Annotated in this window: 17 protein-coding genes; 14 read left to right on the top strand and 3 right to left on the bottom strand. The window is 54.8% G+C overall.

Features of this window, described 5'->3' with window-relative positions:
* The first annotated feature begins 13 nt into the window (after positions 1-13).
* The 3 genes from GY169_RS03480 to sstT all read left to right on the top strand — a co-directional run bounded on the left by GY169_RS03480 (position 14) and on the right by sstT (position 3758).
* A complete protein-coding gene (locus GY169_RS03480) occupies positions 14-991 on the top strand; it encodes a Gfo/Idh/MocA family protein (protein WP_163447848.1) in 978 nt (325 codons plus the stop codon).
* 268 nt (positions 992-1259) lie between these two features.
* Positions 1260-2228: a TerC family protein gene (locus GY169_RS03475; RefSeq protein WP_163447847.1), complete on the top strand. Its 969-nt coding sequence runs from the start codon at positions 1260-1262 to the stop codon at positions 2226-2228.
* 282 nt (positions 2229-2510) lie between these two features.
* On the top strand, positions 2511-3758 hold the full coding sequence (gene sstT, locus GY169_RS03470; RefSeq protein WP_411908118.1) for a serine/threonine transporter SstT: 1248 nt from the start codon (positions 2511-2513) through the stop codon (positions 3756-3758).
* 19 nt (positions 3759-3777) lie between these two features.
* On the opposite strand, the gene GY169_RS03465 is transcribed toward sstT, so the two are convergent.
* The 3 genes from GY169_RS03465 to uxaC form a co-directional block, all read right to left on the bottom strand.
* The gene (locus GY169_RS03465; protein WP_163447845.1) at positions 3778-4329 is read right to left on the bottom strand and encodes a YgjV family protein; all 552 of its coding nucleotides are present in this window, start codon (positions 4327-4329) and stop codon (positions 3778-3780) included.
* Positions 4330-4414: 85 nt separating this feature from the next.
* Positions 4415-5902 (bottom strand): UxaA family hydrolase, encoded by a 1488-nt coding sequence (locus GY169_RS03460; protein WP_167574983.1) that lies wholly within the window; start codon positions 5900-5902, stop codon positions 4415-4417.
* A gap of 15 nt (positions 5903-5917) precedes the next feature.
* A complete protein-coding gene (uxaC, locus tag GY169_RS03455) occupies positions 5918-7330 on the bottom strand; it encodes a glucuronate isomerase (protein ID WP_163447844.1) in 1413 nt (470 codons plus the stop codon).
* A gap of 475 nt (positions 7331-7805) precedes the next feature.
* On the opposite strand from uxaC, the gene GY169_RS03450 reads away from it, so the two are divergent.
* The 11 genes from GY169_RS03450 (at position 7806) to GY169_RS03400 (ending at position 15160) form a co-directional block, all read left to right on the top strand.
* Positions 7806-9110 (top strand): MFS transporter, encoded by a 1305-nt coding sequence (locus tag GY169_RS03450; RefSeq protein WP_064542128.1) that lies wholly within the window; start codon positions 7806-7808, stop codon positions 9108-9110.
* Between the two features lie 129 nt (positions 9111-9239).
* A complete protein-coding gene (gene exuR, locus GY169_RS03445; protein ID WP_163447842.1) occupies positions 9240-10016 on the top strand; it encodes a transcriptional regulator ExuR in 777 nt (258 codons plus the stop codon).
* A gap of 303 nt (positions 10017-10319) precedes the next feature.
* Entirely contained in the window at positions 10320-10982 is a 663-nt protein-coding gene (yqjA, locus tag GY169_RS03440) for a DedA family general envelope maintenance protein YqjA (protein ID WP_064542121.1), read from the top strand.
* Positions 10983-10984: 2 nt separating this feature from the next.
* On the top strand, positions 10985-11365 hold the full coding sequence (gene mzrA / locus GY169_RS03435) for an EnvZ/OmpR regulon moderator MzrA (protein ID WP_167574982.1): 381 nt from the start codon (positions 10985-10987) through the stop codon (positions 11363-11365).
* Positions 11366-11510: 145 nt separating this feature from the next.
* Positions 11511-11879, top strand: coding sequence for a DUF1090 domain-containing protein (locus GY169_RS03430; protein ID WP_167574981.1), 369 nt, complete (start codon positions 11511-11513; stop codon positions 11877-11879).
* 29 nt (positions 11880-11908) lie between these two features.
* Positions 11909-12214, top strand: a complete 306-nt coding sequence (locus tag GY169_RS03425; RefSeq protein ID WP_064542116.1) for a YqjD family protein — start codon at positions 11909-11911, stop codon at positions 12212-12214.
* 2 nt (positions 12215-12216) lie between these two features.
* Positions 12217-12615 (top strand): phage holin family protein, encoded by a 399-nt coding sequence (locus GY169_RS03420; RefSeq protein ID WP_163447840.1) that lies wholly within the window; start codon positions 12217-12219, stop codon positions 12613-12615.
* On the top strand, positions 12615-12905 hold the full coding sequence (locus GY169_RS03415) for a YqjK-like family protein (protein WP_167577238.1): 291 nt from the start codon (positions 12615-12617) through the stop codon (positions 12903-12905). Before GY169_RS03420 ends, GY169_RS03415 begins: the two co-directional genes overlap by 1 nt.
* A gap of 311 nt (positions 12906-13216) precedes the next feature.
* A complete protein-coding gene (locus GY169_RS03410) occupies positions 13217-13609 on the top strand; it encodes a DoxX family protein (protein WP_064542109.1) in 393 nt (130 codons plus the stop codon).
* A 69-nt stretch (positions 13610-13678) separates the two neighbouring features.
* A complete protein-coding gene (locus GY169_RS03405) occupies positions 13679-14665 on the top strand; it encodes a glutathione S-transferase family protein (RefSeq protein WP_167577237.1) in 987 nt (328 codons plus the stop codon).
* Positions 14666-14794: 129 nt separating this feature from the next.
* Positions 14795-15160 (top strand): DUF805 domain-containing protein, encoded by a 366-nt coding sequence (locus GY169_RS03400; RefSeq protein WP_064542103.1) that lies wholly within the window; start codon positions 14795-14797, stop codon positions 15158-15160.
* Positions 15161-15264: the final 104 nt, after the last annotated feature.

The raw sequence follows: 15264 nt of genomic DNA, 5'->3' as shown, positions 1-15264 counted from the left end.
CCTGAAGGCGTTTATGATACGTTTCGCTGTGATTGGAACAAACTGGATCACCCGCCAGTTTGTCGATGCCGCCCATGAGACCGGCAAGTACAAGTTGACCGCCGTCTATTCCCGCAGCCTTGAACAGGCGCAAAGCTTCGCCAATGACTATCCCGTTGAGCACCTCTTTACCTCGTTAGAGGCGATGGCGCAAAGCGACGTTATTGATGCGGTATATATTGCCAGCCCAAACTCGCTGCACGCGCCGCAAACCGAGCTGTTCTTGCGCCATAAAAAGCACGTCATCTGCGAGAAGCCGCTGGCTTCTAACATTGACGAAGCCGAGCGGGTGATCGCCGCGGCGCGGGAAAATCAGGTGGTGCTGTTCGAAGCGTTCAAAACCGCCAGCCTGCCGAACTTCCAGCAGCTCCAGCAGGCGCTGCCGAAACTCGGGCAGATCCGTAAGGCATTTATCAACTACTGCCAGTACTCCTCGCGCTACCAGCGCTATCTCGATGGCGAAAACCCAAATACCTTTAACCCAGCTTTCTCCAACGGCTCGATTATGGATATCGGTTTTTACTGCCTGGCCTCCGCCATCGCGCTGTGGGGAGAGCCGCAGCAGATTCAGGCTTCAGCAAGCCTGCTGGAGAGCGGCGTGGATGCCCACGGCGTTGTGATGCTGGACTACGGTGACTTCAGCGTAACGCTGCAACACTCGAAAGTCAGCGACTCTACCCTGCCAAGCGAAATTCAGGGAGAAGCGGGCGCGCTGGTGATTGAGAAAATCTCCGAATGCCAGAAAGTCTCCTTCGTGCCGCGCGGCAGTAAAGCGCAGGATCTCAGTCAGCCGCAGCATATTAATACTATGCTGTATGAAGCCGAGGAGTTTGCGCGCCTGGTCGAAAACAACGAAGTTGACCACCCGGGGCTGGAAGTCAGCCGCATCACCGCCAAAGTTCAGACCGAGATTCGTCGCCAGACTGGCGTCGTCTTCCCGGCGGATGCGTAAAGCAACGTAAACGGATATTGTCGGCCATTGACGAAATCAATGGCCTGTCATATTTTGTTACCTGCAAAGGGGAGTAACTTCCTTGTCGGTGGATCGTCATTACGATACGTGAAAACGTATCCGGTCGCCGGGCAACGAAAAAGGAATGCGTCAGCGCATTCTTTTTTTGTTGTAAGTGAGACCTTGCCGGAAGGCGAGGTCTATGCATAAAAAGCAACGGCTATCGTCTTCTGACGTTAGCCGTTTTTTTATGCGTAAGGAAATTTCTATGAATACTGTCGGCACACCGTTGCTCTGGGGCGGATTCGCTGTCGTCGTGGTTATCATGTTGGCCATCGACCTGTTTTTACAGGGGCGTCGCGGCGCTCACACCATGTCCATGAAGCAGGCGGCAAGCTGGTCGCTGGTCTGGGTCACCCTCTCATTACTGTTTAACGCCGCGTTCTGGTGGTATCTGGTCCAGACTCAGGGCCGCGCGGTGGCCGACCCTCAGGCGCTGGCGTTCCTCACTGGCTACCTGATCGAGAAATCGCTGGCGGTAGATAACGTCTTCGTCTGGCTGATGCTTTTCAGCTACTTCTCGGTGCCCGCCGCGTTGCAGCGTCGAGTGCTGGTGTACGGCGTTCTGGGCGCGATCGTACTGCGTACCATCATGATCTTCGCCGGTAGCTGGCTGATCTCCCAGTTTGAATGGCTGCTGTACGTTTTCGGCGCGTTTCTGCTGTTTACCGGCATCAAGATGGCGCTGGCGAAAGAAGATGAAGGCGGGATCGGCGATAAACCGCTGGTACGCTGGCTGCGCAGCCACCTACGCATGACCGACAAGATCGAGAACGAGCACTTCTTCACGCGTAAAAACGGCGTACTGTTCGCCACGCCGCTGCTGCTGGTGCTGATTCTGGTAGAACTGAGCGATGTGATCTTCGCGGTCGACAGTATCCCGGCTATCTTTGCGGTCACTACCGACCCGTTTATCGTACTGACGTCTAACCTGTTCGCCATCCTCGGCCTGCGCGCGATGTACTTCCTGCTGGCAGGCGTGGCGGAGCGCTTCTCGATGCTGAAATACGGCCTGTCGGTGATTCTGGTGTTTATCGGCATTAAGATGTTGATCGTCGATTTCTACCATATCCCTATCTCGGTCTCGCTGGGCGTCGTCGGTGGGATTCTGACATTGACGCTGCTCATCAACGCCTGGGTAAATCACCGTCACGATCTAAAAGAAAAGAAAATGTAAATTTTTCCCGGCCGAGGAAAACAACGCCGGGACTCGCCCCTTACCGCCCGGGGCTGGCGTAAACGCCTTACCCGGGCCGCTCCATCTTTTGATTGTCGTCACACGTTGTAAATTATTAGTTAAATAATATGACGTGTGGCGTAAATTTCAGCATTTTATGCTTCCCCAAACGAAGACTTTCCTTATACTCGATCGAGCAAACATATTTTTACATCCAGACATAAACGTAACAAATAATACGTCACTGGAAAGACACAACTCATCACTTTAAGGAATGCAATGATGACGAAACCTTCCGCATCATCCGGTTTTCTCCGTATTCTGACTCAGGGAAGTCTGGTGAAACAGATCCTGGTTGGGCTGATCCTGGGTATTATCCTGGCCGTAGTCTCCAAACCGGCCGCCATTGCCGCTGGCCTGCTTGGCACGCTGTTCGTTGGCGCACTGAAGGCCGTCGCGCCGGTACTGGTCTTAATGCTGGTGATGGCCTCCATCGCCAACCATCAACAGGGCCAAAAAACCAATATTCGCCCCATCCTGTTCCTCTATCTGCTGGGCACATTTGCCGCGGCACTGACCGCTGTACTGTTTAGCTTCCTGTTCCCGTCCACGCTGCATTTAAGCGCGGCGGCAGAAGATATTGCGCCACCTTCCGGTATCGTCGAGGTGCTGCGCGGCCTTCTGATGAGCATGGTTTCCAACCCGGTGAATGCGCTGCTGAACGCCAACTACATCGGTATTCTGGTGTGGGCGGTTGGCCTGGGCTTTGCGCTGCGCCACGGCAATGAGACCACTAAGAATCTGATCAACGACATCTCTAATGCCGTGACCTTTATGGTGAAACTGGTGATCCGCTTCGCGCCGCTGGGTATCTTCGGTCTGGTCTCTTCCACGCTGGCGACCACCGGCTTTAGCACCCTGTGGGGCTATGCGCAGCTGTTGCTGGTGTTGATTGGCTGTATGCTGCTGGTGGCGCTGGTGATCAACCCGCTGCTGGTGTACTGGAAAATTCGCCGTAACCCGTACCCGCTGGTGATGGCCTGCCTGCGCGAAAGCGGCGTCTACGCCTTCTTCACCCGCAGTTCAGCGGCCAACATTCCGGTGAACATGGCGCTGTGTGAAAAGCTGAATCTGGACAAAGATACCTACTCGGTCTCTATTCCGCTGGGGGCGACCATCAACATGGCCGGTGCGGCGATCACCATCACCGTGCTGACGCTGGCGGCGGTCAACACGCTGGGTATTCCGGTCGATTTACCGACCGCACTGTTGTTAAGCGTGGTGGCTTCTCTGTGTGCCTGCGGGGCTTCCGGCGTGGCGGGCGGCTCACTGCTGCTGATCCCACTGGCCTGCAACATGTTCGGTATCCCTAACGATGTCGCCATGCAGGTCGTGGCCGTGGGCTTTATTATCGGCGTATTGCAGGATTCATGCGAAACCGCGCTGAACTCGTCGACCGACGTTCTGTTCACCGCGGCAGCCTGCCAGGCAGAAGATGCTCGCCTGGAGAAAAACGCGCTCCGTAGCTAATCCCATCGCCCCTCCGCCGTCAGGTGGAGGGGTTTTCTTCCTGTACTTTCTTTTCCACCTTGAACGGGTCGATACCTTTACGCTGCATGCGCCAGAAACGAATGATATTCAGGCCGTTCATCACCAGAAAACTCCCCTCAATCAACGTGCCGCCAATCGAGCCAAGCCAGAAGTTGTGAATCACCCAGCAGGCGGTTGAACACCACATCACGCAGCGTACCGTCAGCCCTTTACAGCGAAACAGCGCCCAGGTACTGGCGACGGTCCCGGCAATCGGCAGCAGCTCCATCGCATGCTGCAATTTGCTGAGGCCGAGGATGAGGGTCAGCGCGATAAACACAAACATCACCCAAATACGGCGCGTATAGACCGAAATGAGGGTACGGATGACGTTGAGTTCAGCGCTCATCCCCGCGGGAAACGCGCCCATCAGAAAGAAGTGCACGCCGATAGTGGCGCTGTAGAGTGAAAGCTGAAACTTGAAGCGTCGTTCGTCGCGGTTGATAAAGGTGGTGATACCGATTAAAAACGCCAGAACGCCCACGCCCTGGGCAAGCCAATACGCAGTCATGGAAGGGGATCCCTGTTAAGCATGCATAAAAAAACGGCGCTTCAGAAGATGAAACGCCGTTTTATCGTATCAGATCACATTTTTATTACAATGTGACGCCGCTCTTAAAGATAGCCAGTTCGCGGAAGTCATTGCGCTCGTTGCAGGTCTGCTTGCCGTTAGCGAAATCGACGATAACGTCAACAAACTCTTCCAGCAGTTGTGGCATCGCTTTACCGTGAATTAGCTGGCCCGCGTTGAAGTCGATCCAGTGTTTCTTCTTCTCCGCCAGTTCGCTGTTAGTGGCAATTTTCACCGTCGGCACAAAACCGCCGTAAGGCGTACCGCGACCGGTACTGAACAGCACCATATGACAGCCCGCGCCCGCTAAGGCACTGGTCGCCACCGCGTCGTTACCCGGCGCGCTCAGCAGGTTCAGACCCGGCGTTTTCAGGCGTTGGCCGTAACGCAGAACATCAACCACCTTGCTGGAACCCGCTTTCTGAGTACAGCCGAGTGATTTGTCTTCCAGCGTGGTAATACCGCCCGCTTTGTTGCCCGGCGATGGGTTCTCGTAGATCGGCTGGTCGTGGGCAATGAAGTACTGCTTGAAGTCATTGACCATGGTCACCAGCTTGCCGAACGTTTCTTCATCGCGGCAGTGATCCATCAGCAATTGCTCTGCGCCAAACATTTCCGGCACTTCGGTCAGTACCGTGGTACCGCCATTGGCAATCACGTAGTCGGAGAAACGTCCCAGCATCGGGTTGGCGGTAATGCCGGACAGGCCATCGGACCCGCCGCACTCCAGACCAAACTTCAGCTCGCTCAGTTTGCCCGGCTCGCGTTTGTCGTTACGCATCACGTTGTACAGCTGATGGAGATGTTCGATCCCCGCTTCCACTTCGTCTTCCTGGTGTTGGCAGACCATAAAGTGAACGCGTTCAGGATCGAACTCACCAAGGGTTTCGCGGAACGCATCAACCTGGTTGTTTTCGCAGCCCAGGCCCACCACCAGCACGGCACCCGCATTCGGATGGCGCACCATGTTTTGCAGCATGGTGCGGGTGTTGATGTGGTCATCACCCAGCTGTGAGCAGCCGTAAGTGTGGCTGAAGAGATGCACGCCGTCGATACCTTCGGCGTCATTCGTCTCTTTCAGAAAACGATTCTGCATCTGGCGTGCCATCGCGTTGACGCAGCCAACTGTCGGCAGGATCCACAGTTCGTTACGCACCCCTACATCACCGTTCGCGCGGCGGTAAATCTGCACGTCGCGATCGGCCGCTTGGGCAACTTCCGCCTGGAAATCAGGGTGGTAGCTATACGTGTCCAGGTCGCTCAGATTCGTGCGCGTGTTGTGAGCGTGAATATGCTCACCCGCCGCCACGTCCACCAGCGTATGACCGATTGGCAAACCGTATTTAATGACGTTTTCACCTTTCGCGATATCGCGTAAAGCGAATTTATGGCCACGAGAGACCGCCTGGCGCAGGGTTACTGTCTGCCCTTCAACGGTGACTTCGGTTCCTTCAGCCAAATCAGCGAGCGCTACCGCGACGTTATCCAGCGCATGGATCTTGATGTATTGCATACCTTCACCCAGACCTTAGTTCAGTTCAATGCCGAAGTAGTCACGCGCATTGTTAAAGCAAATGTTTTTCACCATCTCACCCAGCAGCTGGATGTCAGCAGGCGCTTCGCCCGCGGCAACCCAACGGCCAATCATCTGGCACAGAATACGGCGGAAGTATTCGTGACGGGTGTAAGACAGGAAGCTACGGCTGTCGGTCAGCATACCGACGAAGCGGCTCAGCAGGCCCAGCTGTGCCAGCTGAGTCATCTGACGTTCCATGCCGTCTTTCTGATCGTTGAACCACCAGCCGGAACCGAACTGCATCTTGCCCGGCATACCTTCGCCCTGGAAGTTACCGATCATTGTGCCCAGCACTTCGTTATCGCGCGGGTTCAGGCAGTACAGGATGGTTTTCGGCAGCAGATTCTGTTCGTTCTGTTTGCTCAGCAGTTTGGAGAGCTCTTCCGCCATCGGACGGTCGTTGATGGAGTCGAAGCCGACATCCGCGCCCAGCAGTTTGAACTGACGCAGGTTGTTATTACGCAGCGCGCCGATGTGGTACTGCTGTACCCATTCGCGACGTGCGTATTCAGCGCCGAGGAACACCAGCACGGCGGTTTTGAACTGCGCAACTTCGTGCTCGCTGAGGGTTTCACCCGCCAGGCGACGCGCCAGGATGCTGTCCAGCTCCGCTTCGTTGGATTCCGCAAACAGGACAACGTCCAGCGCGTGGTCGGACACTTTACAGCCGTGCGCGGCGAAGTGATCCAGACGCTTGGTCAGCGCGGTTTGCAGGTCGGCGAAACGACGGATTTCAGTGTCAGACACTTCGCCCAGTTTAGCCATATAGTCAGCGAAAGTGGCCTGCTCAATGTTGAAGGCTTTATCCGGGCGCCAGCTCGGCAGTACCTTCACGTCGAAAGAACCGTCTTTCGCAATGGTGGCGTGATGTTCGAGAGAATCGATCGGATCATCGGTGGTGCCGGCCATTTTCACGTTCATCTGCTTCATGATGCCGCGCGCGGAGAATTTGTCCTGCGCCAACAGCTCATTGCACTGATCCCAGATTTCATCTGCGGTAGTCGGAGACAGCAGTTTCCCTGTGATACCGAACGGGCGACGCAGTTCCAGGTGGGTCCAGTGGTATAACGGGTTCCCGATAGTGTGCGGTACGGTCGCCGCCCACGCGTCAAACTTCTCGCGATCGGACGCGTCGCCGGTACACAGGCGTTCCGCGACACCGTTGGTACGCATCGCGCGCCACTTGTAGTGGTCGCCTTTCAGCCAGATGTCATACAGGTTTTTAAAACGGTAATCTTCCGCAACCTGCTGCGGCGGCAGGTGGCAGTGATAGTCGAAAATCGGCTGGTCTTTTGCGTAGTCGTGGTACAAACGGCGAGCAAATTCGGTGTCTAACAGGAAATCTTCAGTCATAAACGGGGTCATTATCGTCTTCCTCTCAACGAGTGGGTCAGATGTTTATCTGTAATGCCGACAAAGTTATCACACCAATTTCTCCGAACCGAAGATTTTTTCGTGAGTTAGATCAATAAACCTTGACAAAAAATGACAGAAAAATCGCGAAAACGCCCCTGCAAGCCGCGCCACGCCTGGCCTGGCCTATCTACCCCTTAAACTCTATGGAAAATACCTCTTTTGTGACGGTATTCACCTTTTAAAGTTGTATGACAAGTTATCTTGCCCCCCGTCGAAACACATTGAACGACGGAATGTATTTGCGATGGTCGATACTGACACCTGATTGAGCGGTACGGATACCGAATTCAGCACACGTACTTACTGGCAAGTTCGGGCCGTACCGGGGAGCACTTCCACGGTAAGCCCTTCGAGAATGACATCCCCCGGCATAACGGGAAGATGGCTGCAGGACTCGCATTTATAACAACACGATGAGGTTTACATGCGTAAAATTAAAGGATTACGTTGGTACATGATTGCACTGGTGACGATGGGCACCGTGCTGGGTTACCTGACACGTAATACCGTGGCGGCAGCCGCGCCAACGCTGATGGCTGAGCTGCACATTTCCACACAACAATATTCATACATCATCGCTGCTTACTCCGCAGCTTACACCGTGATGCAGCCGGTTGCCGGCTATGTTCTGGATATCCTGGGTACCAAAATCGGTTACGCCTTCTTCGCCGTCGCATGGGCTATCTTCTGTGGCGCAACCGCGCTGGCAGGTAGCTGGGGCGGTCTGGCCGTGGCGCGTGGTGCGGTCGGTGCCGCAGAAGCAGCCATGATTCCTGCGGGCCTGAAGGCCAGCTCTGAGTGGTTCCCGGCGAAAGAGCGCTCTATCGCAGTAGGCTATTTCAACGTCGGTTCTTCTATCGGCGGCATGATTGCTCCGCCGCTGGTGGTATGGGCTATCGTGATGCACAGCTGGCAGATGGCGTTCATCATCTCCGGTGCGCTGAGCTTCATCTGGGCCATGTGCTGGCTGGTGTTCTACAAACACCCGCGCGATCAGAAAAAATTAACTGATGAAGAGCGCGAGTACATCATTGGCGGTCAGGAAGCGGCACACCAGACCAACAACGCGAAGAAAATGTCTCCGTGGCAGATCATTCAGACCCGTCGTTTCTGGGGTATCGCCCTGCCGCGTTTCCTGGCTGAACCAGCATGGGGTACCTTCAACGCCTGGATCCCGCTGTTCATGTTTAAAGTGTACGGCTTCGACCTGAAAGAAATCGCCATGTTTGCGTGGATGCCGATGCTGTTTGCTGACCTCGGCTGCGTTATCGGTGGTTACCTGCCGCCGCTGTTCCAGCGCTGGTTCGGCGTGAACCTGATTGTGTCCCGTAAAATGGTGGTTACCATGGGCGCACTGCTGATGATTGGCCCTGGCATGATCGGCCTGTTCACCAGCCCATATATTGCGATTGCTCTGCTGTGCCTCGGCGGCTTCGCTCACCAGTCTCTGTCCGGCGCGCTGATTACGCTCTCTTCTGACGTCTTCGGTCGTAACGAAGTGGCGACCGCGAACGGTCTGACCGGTATGGCGGCGTGGATGGCAAGCACCATGTTTGCCCTGGTGGTGGGTGCGCTGGCTGATACCATCGGCTTCAGCCCGCTGTTCGCCGTACTGGCAATCTTTGACCTGTTAGGCGCGCTGGTTATCTGGACCGTCCTGCAGAACAAGCAGGCTGACGATGGCCAATCCGGCCAGAATCGTCCGGCCCAGCAGGCCACGCAAAACTAATCTGCGACCGAAGTTTGTTTTCGCTCAAGCCGCCTTGATCCAGGCGGCTTTTTTCATGCCAAATTGTGGTGAGTGGCTCGCAAAAGTGGTATAACAAATTCAATCTGCCGTACCCTGCCTGGAGAGTATATGGAAATCGCCGACGCACGTCGCTTATATCAGCAACTTGCCGCTGAGCTGAAAGAACGCATTGAGCAAGGCGTTTACCTTGTGGGCGATAAACTGCCTGCTGAGCGCTTTATTGCCGATGAAAAAAGCGTCAGCCGCACCGTGGTGCGCGAAGCCATCATTATGCTCGAAGTTGAAGGGTACGTTGAAGTTCGCAAAGGCTCCGGCATCCACGTTATCTCCAATCAGCCGAAGCATCATCAGGCGCCGGACGAAAACCTGGAGTTCGCCAACTACGGGCCGTTCGAGCTGCTGCAAGCGCGCCAGCTCATTGAGAGCAACATCGCTGAATTTGCCGCCACCCAAGTCACCAAGCAGGACATCATGAAGCTGATGGAGATCCAGGAAAAAGCGCGCAAAGAGAAATGCTTCCGCGACTCCGAGTGGGATCTCCAGTTCCACGTGCAGGTCGCCCTGGCGACGCAGAACACCGCGCTGGCCGCGATCGTTGAAAAAATGTGGACCCAGCGTGTGCATAACCCGTACTGGAAGAAACTCCACGACCATATCGACGCCCGAACCGTCGATAACTGGTGCGACGATCACGACCAAATCCTCAAGGCGCTCATCCGCAAAGATCCGCACGCGGCGAAGATTGCCATGTGGCAGCATCTGGAAAACACCAAGCTGATGCTGTTCAACGAAACCAGCGATGATTTCGAGTTCAACGCCGACCGTTACCTGTTCGCCGAAAACCCGGTCGTTCACCTCGATACCGTCGCCATCGGCGGTAAATAAATCGTTCTTTTTTTCGACAAGGCTTGCCTGACTTTCTGTGTGGGTAAGCCTTTGTAAATCCCCTAGCCTCTCTCCGCACGAAACCGCAAAATCAATCTGCAACAAATTGCAATTTCTATGACGTGAAACCACGCCGTTTGTTACAATTGCGTGCATTTTGTCGTTTCGACATTGAGTAAAAGATTATTTCGCCAAAACAGGGACTGTTCAGCGCGTATTTACCGCGATGCTATTAAAATAGAAACAGAGAAGACGTCGCAGCGCGTTCAGGCATTACGTTAATCGATGTACCAGGAATCATGAATGGAACTACTAACCCAACTGTTAAATGCCTTATGGAGCCAGGATTTCGAGACGCTCGCAAATCCCTCGATGATCGGCATGCTCTATTTTGTCTTGTTTATGATCCTGTTTCTGGAAAACGGGCTGCTGCCTGCCGCCTTCCTGCCGGGCGATAGCCTGCTGGTGCTGGTTGGCGTACTCATTGCCAAAGGCGCGATGGGCTTCCCGCAAACGATATTTCTCCTGACGGTCGCCGCCAGCCTCGGCAGCTGGATTGGCTATATCCAGGGCAACTGGCTAGGCAATACGCGTATCGTCCAGAACTGGCTATCGCATCTTCCCGCCCATTATCACCAGCGCGCGCACCATCTGTTCCATAAGCATGGTCTGTCTGCCCTGCTGGTTGGCCGCTTTATCGCTTTTGTCCGCACCCTGCTGCCGACCATCGCCGGGTTGTCCGGGCTCAACAACGCGCGCTTCCAGTTCTTTAACTGGATGAGCGGCCTGCTGTGGGTACTGATTCTGGTCTCGCTGGGTTTCCTGCTCGGCAAAACGCCGGTCTTCCAGAAATATGAAGATGCGCTAATGTCCTGCCTGATGCTGCTGCCAGTGGTACTACTGGTCTTCGGTCTGTGCGGTTCGTTAATCGTGATGTGGAAGAAAAAATACGGTAATCGAGGGTAAGCATGGCGTCAAACCGCATTCAGCTTCGCCGGTTTGCATTGAGCCTGAGCATCATGCTGATGTTATGCATGCTGCTCTGGATGTGGGCCGCGCTGCAGCGTGAAGAGTCCACGCTCGCGATTCGCCCGATTAGCCAGGCCAGCATGCCTGATGGTTTCTCCATCTCGCACCACCTGGATGCCAACGGCATTCGTTTTAAAAGCATTACCCCGCAGAATGACTCGCTGTTGATTACCTTTGAATCCAGCGAGCAAAGCGCAGCGGCGAAGCGCGTGCTGGATAGCACCCTACCGCACGTCTACGTTGTCGCTCTACAGGATGAAGACAACGATCCGCAAAGCTGGCTGTCACGACTGCGTGATACCTCACATCGATTTGGCTAAAAACTTCCAGGAATCTGAATAATTTCACTTACTTTGGTGATTTAGTCTTTTACTTACTATGCTTAGTATTGTGGGTGCCGTCTCGGTACTCACCTACTGGGAAAAGTACATTCCAGATGTACTGTGCAAAATGGAAGATGAATACATGAAATACCGCATCGTACTTGCGCTTACTCTCGCTTGTCTTAGCGCGAGCGCAGCAGCAACATCACTCTGCCAGGAAAAAGAGCAGGACATTCAGCGTGAGATTGGTTATGCCGAGAAGCATAACAATCAGAACCGTATCAACGGCCTTAAAAAGGCGCTGAGCGAGGTGAAAGCCAACTGTACTGATAGCAAGCTTCGCGCCGATCATCAGGAAAAGATCGCTGAGCAGAAGGACGAAATTCGCGAGCGCGAGCAGGATCTGCGAGACGCGAAGCAGAGCGGCGATGCGGAAAAAGTGGCTAAACGCGAGCATAAGCTGCAGGAAGCCAAAAAAGAACTTAACGCGCTGGAATCACGCGCGTATTGAGTGTGTGGAACCCCAACAGGAGAGAGACGATGGCTAAAGATTCAACCTCAGATCAGTTACGTGCAGAGCTGAAAGCCCTGTCAGATACTCTGGAAGAAGTCCTGAACGCTTCCACCGATAAATCCAAAGAAGAGTTGAGCAAACTGCGCAGCAAAGCGGAAAGCGCGCTGAAAGAGAGCCGCGACCGTCTGGGCGAAACGGGCGATGCCATTGCGAAGCAGACCCGCGAAGCGGCGGCGAAAGCCGACGGCTACGTCCGCGAAAACCCGTGGACCGGTGTTGGCATTGGCGCCGCCGTTGGCCTGGTGCTGGGCGTACTGCTGACGCGCCGTTAAGCATGAGTGATTCTCAGCACGCGCAGGGCCCCGGGAAAAACGTCCTCGGCATTGGTCAGCGCATTCTCACCTTGCTGGTTCAGATGGTTGAAACGCGACTCCGCCTGGTGGTCGTCGAGCTGGAAGAGGAGAAAGCCAACCTCATCCAGCTGCTGTTAATGGCAGGGTTAACCCTGCTGTTTACCGCTTTCGGCCTGATGAGCCTGCTGGTGTTGATTATGTGGGCGGTCGACCCGCAGTATCGTTTACACGTGATGATTGCCACCACCGGCACGCTGCTGCTGTTGGCGCTGATTGGCGGCATCTGGACCCTTCGCAAGGCCCGACGTACCACGTTACTGCGACATACGCGCCACGAGCTGGCCAACGACCGCGCCCTTCTTGAGGATGAAGAGCCATGATGAGCCCACGTCAGGAACGGGAACAGCGCAAAGCGTTTCTGCTGCGCCAGATTCAGCAGCAGCGGCTGGATCTCAGCGCAGGTCGCCGCGACTGGCTGGATGTCACAAAGGTTTACGATCGCGGCTGGAGCCGTCTCGTCAGTCTGCGCTCGTGGGTGATGGTCGCCAGCAGCGCCATGGCCGTGGTGTCGCTGCGCCACCCTCGCTTCCTGGTGCGCTGGGCGCGACGCGGCATTGGCGTCTGGAGCACCTGGCGAATGGCAAAGAGCCTGCTGCGCAAAGCAGGCTGATTCGGCAGCTTTCTCACAACATAAAGCCCCGTAGACAGCACGCAGATACGGGCTTTTTCTGCTGTTCATACTTTCGATCCTGTCAGCGTTTGCTGTCACAGGACAGGCATTCCTGCTCTCCTCTGTCCGTCACCGCCTCCACCGCCAGACCTCATTGCTCAGATTCTTTGAAGAAGTTCAACAGTTTTCCTTGCTAACAATTGCCATACGTCGCAGTTATATTTCTCTCCATCGACAGCAGCAACGCGCTATCGACGTGTAAATGCTGAATAAATTGGTTTAACTACCCGCAAGGTTCTCTGGAGAGAAAGATGAAAAAATTAGAAGATATCGGTTTCCTGGTTGCTCGTATTCTGATGCCAATTCTGTTTATCACAGCTGGCTGGGGCAAAATCACCGGGTATGCGGGTACACAGCAGTACATGGAAGCGATGGGCGTCCCAGGGTTCCTGCTGCCGCTGACCATCCTGCTTGAGTTTGGCGGCGGTCTGGCAATCCTGTTCGGTTTCCTGACCCGTACCACCGCGCTGTTCACCGCAGGCTTCACCCTGCTGACCGCGTTCATCTTCCACAGCAACTTTGCTGAAGGCATGAACTCGCTGATGTTTATGAAAAACCTGACCATCGCTGGCGGCTACCTGCTGCTGGGTATCACCGGTCCGGGCGCATTCAGCATCGACCGTGTACTGAATAAAAAGTGGTAAGCGCACTATACTGAATGAACAAAAAGCGAGGAGATATCTCCTCGCTTTTGCTATCTGAAGGAGAACATGATGGGACAATTAATCGACGGCGTCTGGCAGGATACCTGGTATGACACCAAATCCACCGGCGGGCGTTTCCAGCGTTCAGTCTCCGCCTTTCGCAACTGGCTAACCGCCGACGGCGAACCGGGCCCGACCGGCAGCGGCGGCTTTGCAGCCGAAAAAGATCGCTATCATCTGTACGTTTCTCTCGCCTGCCCGTGGGCGCACCGCACACTAATTCTGCGTAAACTGAAAGGGCTGGAGCCGTTTATCTCCGTTTCGGTCGTTCACCCGCTGATGCTGGAAAACGGCTGGACTTTCGACGCTGATTTTCCGGCGGCAACCAGCGATACGCTCTATCAGCATCAGTTTCTGTACCAGCTCTATCAGCATGCCGATCCAACCTATTCCGGCCGCGTGACCGTCCCCGTACTGTGGGACAAGAAAAACCAGACCATCGTCAGCAATGAATCCGCTGAAATCATCCGCATGTTTAATACCGCGTTCGATGCGCTCGGCGCGAAAGCGGGCGACTATTATCCTCCCGCGCTGCGTGAGCAAATCGACGAGTTAAACGGCTGGATCTACGACACCGTGAATAACGGCGTCTACAAAGCGGGCTTTGCCACCAGCCAGGCGGCCTATGACGAAGCCGTAGAAAACGTATTTGTCTCGCTCGACCGTCTGGAGAAAATCCTCGGCCAGCAGCGCTACCTGACAGGCAACCAGCTCACTGAAGCTGATATCCGCCTGTGGACCACGCTTATCCGCTTCGATCCGGTGTACGTCACCCACTTCAAGTGCGACAAACACCGCATCAGCGATTATCTGAACCTGCACGGCTTCCTGCGCGATATCTATCAGATGCCGGGCATCGCGGAAACCGTGGATTTTGGCCATATTCGCAACCACTATTTCCGCAGCCACAAAACCATCAACCCGACCGGTATTATTTCGGTAGGCCCGTGGCAGGATCTGGATGAACCGCACGGCCGCGACGAGCGTTTCCGTTAAGCACACCGGGCATCGGTCCTCGATGCCCAATTAATTCACGCCATCAATATTTACCATGTTTTCATTCACGTCTATCCTTAGCTTGATCGCTTTAAAAACAAGTGATTAATGGTCAACTGAGGCAAAAAAATGGATTGGTATCTCAAGGTTCTACGTAATTACATTGGGTTTGGCGGCCGCGCCCGTCGCAAAGAGTATTGGATGTTCGTGCTGGTGAACGTCATTTTCACGCTGGTGTTGGGCGTGGTGGATAAGATGCTTGGCTGGCAGCGTGCTGGCGGTGAAGGGATCCTCACCACCATTTATGGTGTTCTGGTCTTCCTGCCCTGGTGGGCAGTACAGTTCCGCCGTCTGCATGACACCGATCGGTCGGCGTGGTGGCTGTTACTGCTGATCATTCCGGTGATCGGCTGGATCGTCATTCTGATCTTCAACTGTCAGAACGGGACGCCTGGCGACAACCGTTTTGGACCGGATCCGAAACGCTTCTCCTGATCCCGGCCAGGCATAATTCGGGGTTTTGTAGGCCTGATAAGCGCAGCGCCATCAGGCTATTCGGCGTCGATCGCCGGATGGCGGCGTAAACGTCTTATCCGGCC

This window comes from Kluyvera genomosp. 3, assembly GCF_011765685.1.
In the GTDB taxonomy this organism is placed as follows: domain Bacteria; phylum Pseudomonadota; class Gammaproteobacteria; order Enterobacterales; family Enterobacteriaceae; genus Kluyvera; species Kluyvera georgiana_A.
The sequence above is the reverse complement of the archived record's forward strand: the minus strand, read 5'-3'. Positions and strand labels throughout refer to the sequence as shown.

Bases quoted from the DNA above. Each gene is read 5' to 3' on its own strand.
- GY169_RS03405 (WP_167577237.1), top strand. From the start codon at position 13,679: ATGGGACAATTAATCGACGGCGTCTGGCAGGATACCTGGTATGACACC.
- sstT (WP_411908118.1), top strand. From the start codon at position 2,511: ATGACGAAACCTTCCGCATCATCCGGTTTTCTCCGTATTCTGACTCAG.
- GY169_RS03430 (WP_167574981.1), top strand. From the start codon at position 11,511: ATGAAATACCGCATCGTACTTGCGCTTACTCTCGCTTGTCTTAGCGCG.
- GY169_RS03480 (WP_163447848.1), top strand. From the start codon at position 14: ATGATACGTTTCGCTGTGATTGGAACAAACTGGATCACCCGCCAGTTT.
- GY169_RS03415 (WP_167577238.1), top strand. From the start codon at position 12,615: ATGAGCCCACGTCAGGAACGGGAACAGCGCAAAGCGTTTCTGCTGCGC.
- exuR (WP_163447842.1), top strand. From the start codon at position 9,240: ATGGAAATCGCCGACGCACGTCGCTTATATCAGCAACTTGCCGCTGAG.
- GY169_RS03425 (WP_064542116.1), top strand. From the start codon at position 11,909: ATGGCTAAAGATTCAACCTCAGATCAGTTACGTGCAGAGCTGAAAGCC.
- GY169_RS03460 (WP_167574983.1), bottom strand. From the start codon at position 5,902: ATGCAATACATCAAGATCCATGCGCTGGATAACGTCGCGGTAGCGCTC.
- uxaC (WP_163447844.1), bottom strand. From the start codon at position 7,330: ATGACCCCGTTTATGACTGAAGATTTCCTGTTAGACACCGAATTTGCT.
- GY169_RS03410 (WP_064542109.1), top strand. From the start codon at position 13,217: ATGAAAAAATTAGAAGATATCGGTTTCCTGGTTGCTCGTATTCTGATG.
- mzrA (WP_167574982.1), top strand. From the start codon at position 10,985: ATGGCGTCAAACCGCATTCAGCTTCGCCGGTTTGCATTGAGCCTGAGC.
- GY169_RS03475 (WP_163447847.1), top strand. From the start codon at position 1,260: ATGAATACTGTCGGCACACCGTTGCTCTGGGGCGGATTCGCTGTCGTC.
- GY169_RS03420 (WP_163447840.1), top strand. From the start codon at position 12,217: ATGAGTGATTCTCAGCACGCGCAGGGCCCCGGGAAAAACGTCCTCGGC.
- GY169_RS03400 (WP_064542103.1), top strand. From the start codon at position 14,795: ATGGATTGGTATCTCAAGGTTCTACGTAATTACATTGGGTTTGGCGGC.
- GY169_RS03465 (WP_163447845.1), bottom strand. From the start codon at position 4,329: ATGACTGCGTATTGGCTTGCCCAGGGCGTGGGCGTTCTGGCGTTTTTA.
- GY169_RS03450 (WP_064542128.1), top strand. From the start codon at position 7,806: ATGCGTAAAATTAAAGGATTACGTTGGTACATGATTGCACTGGTGACG.
- yqjA (WP_064542121.1), top strand. From the start codon at position 10,320: ATGGAACTACTAACCCAACTGTTAAATGCCTTATGGAGCCAGGATTTC.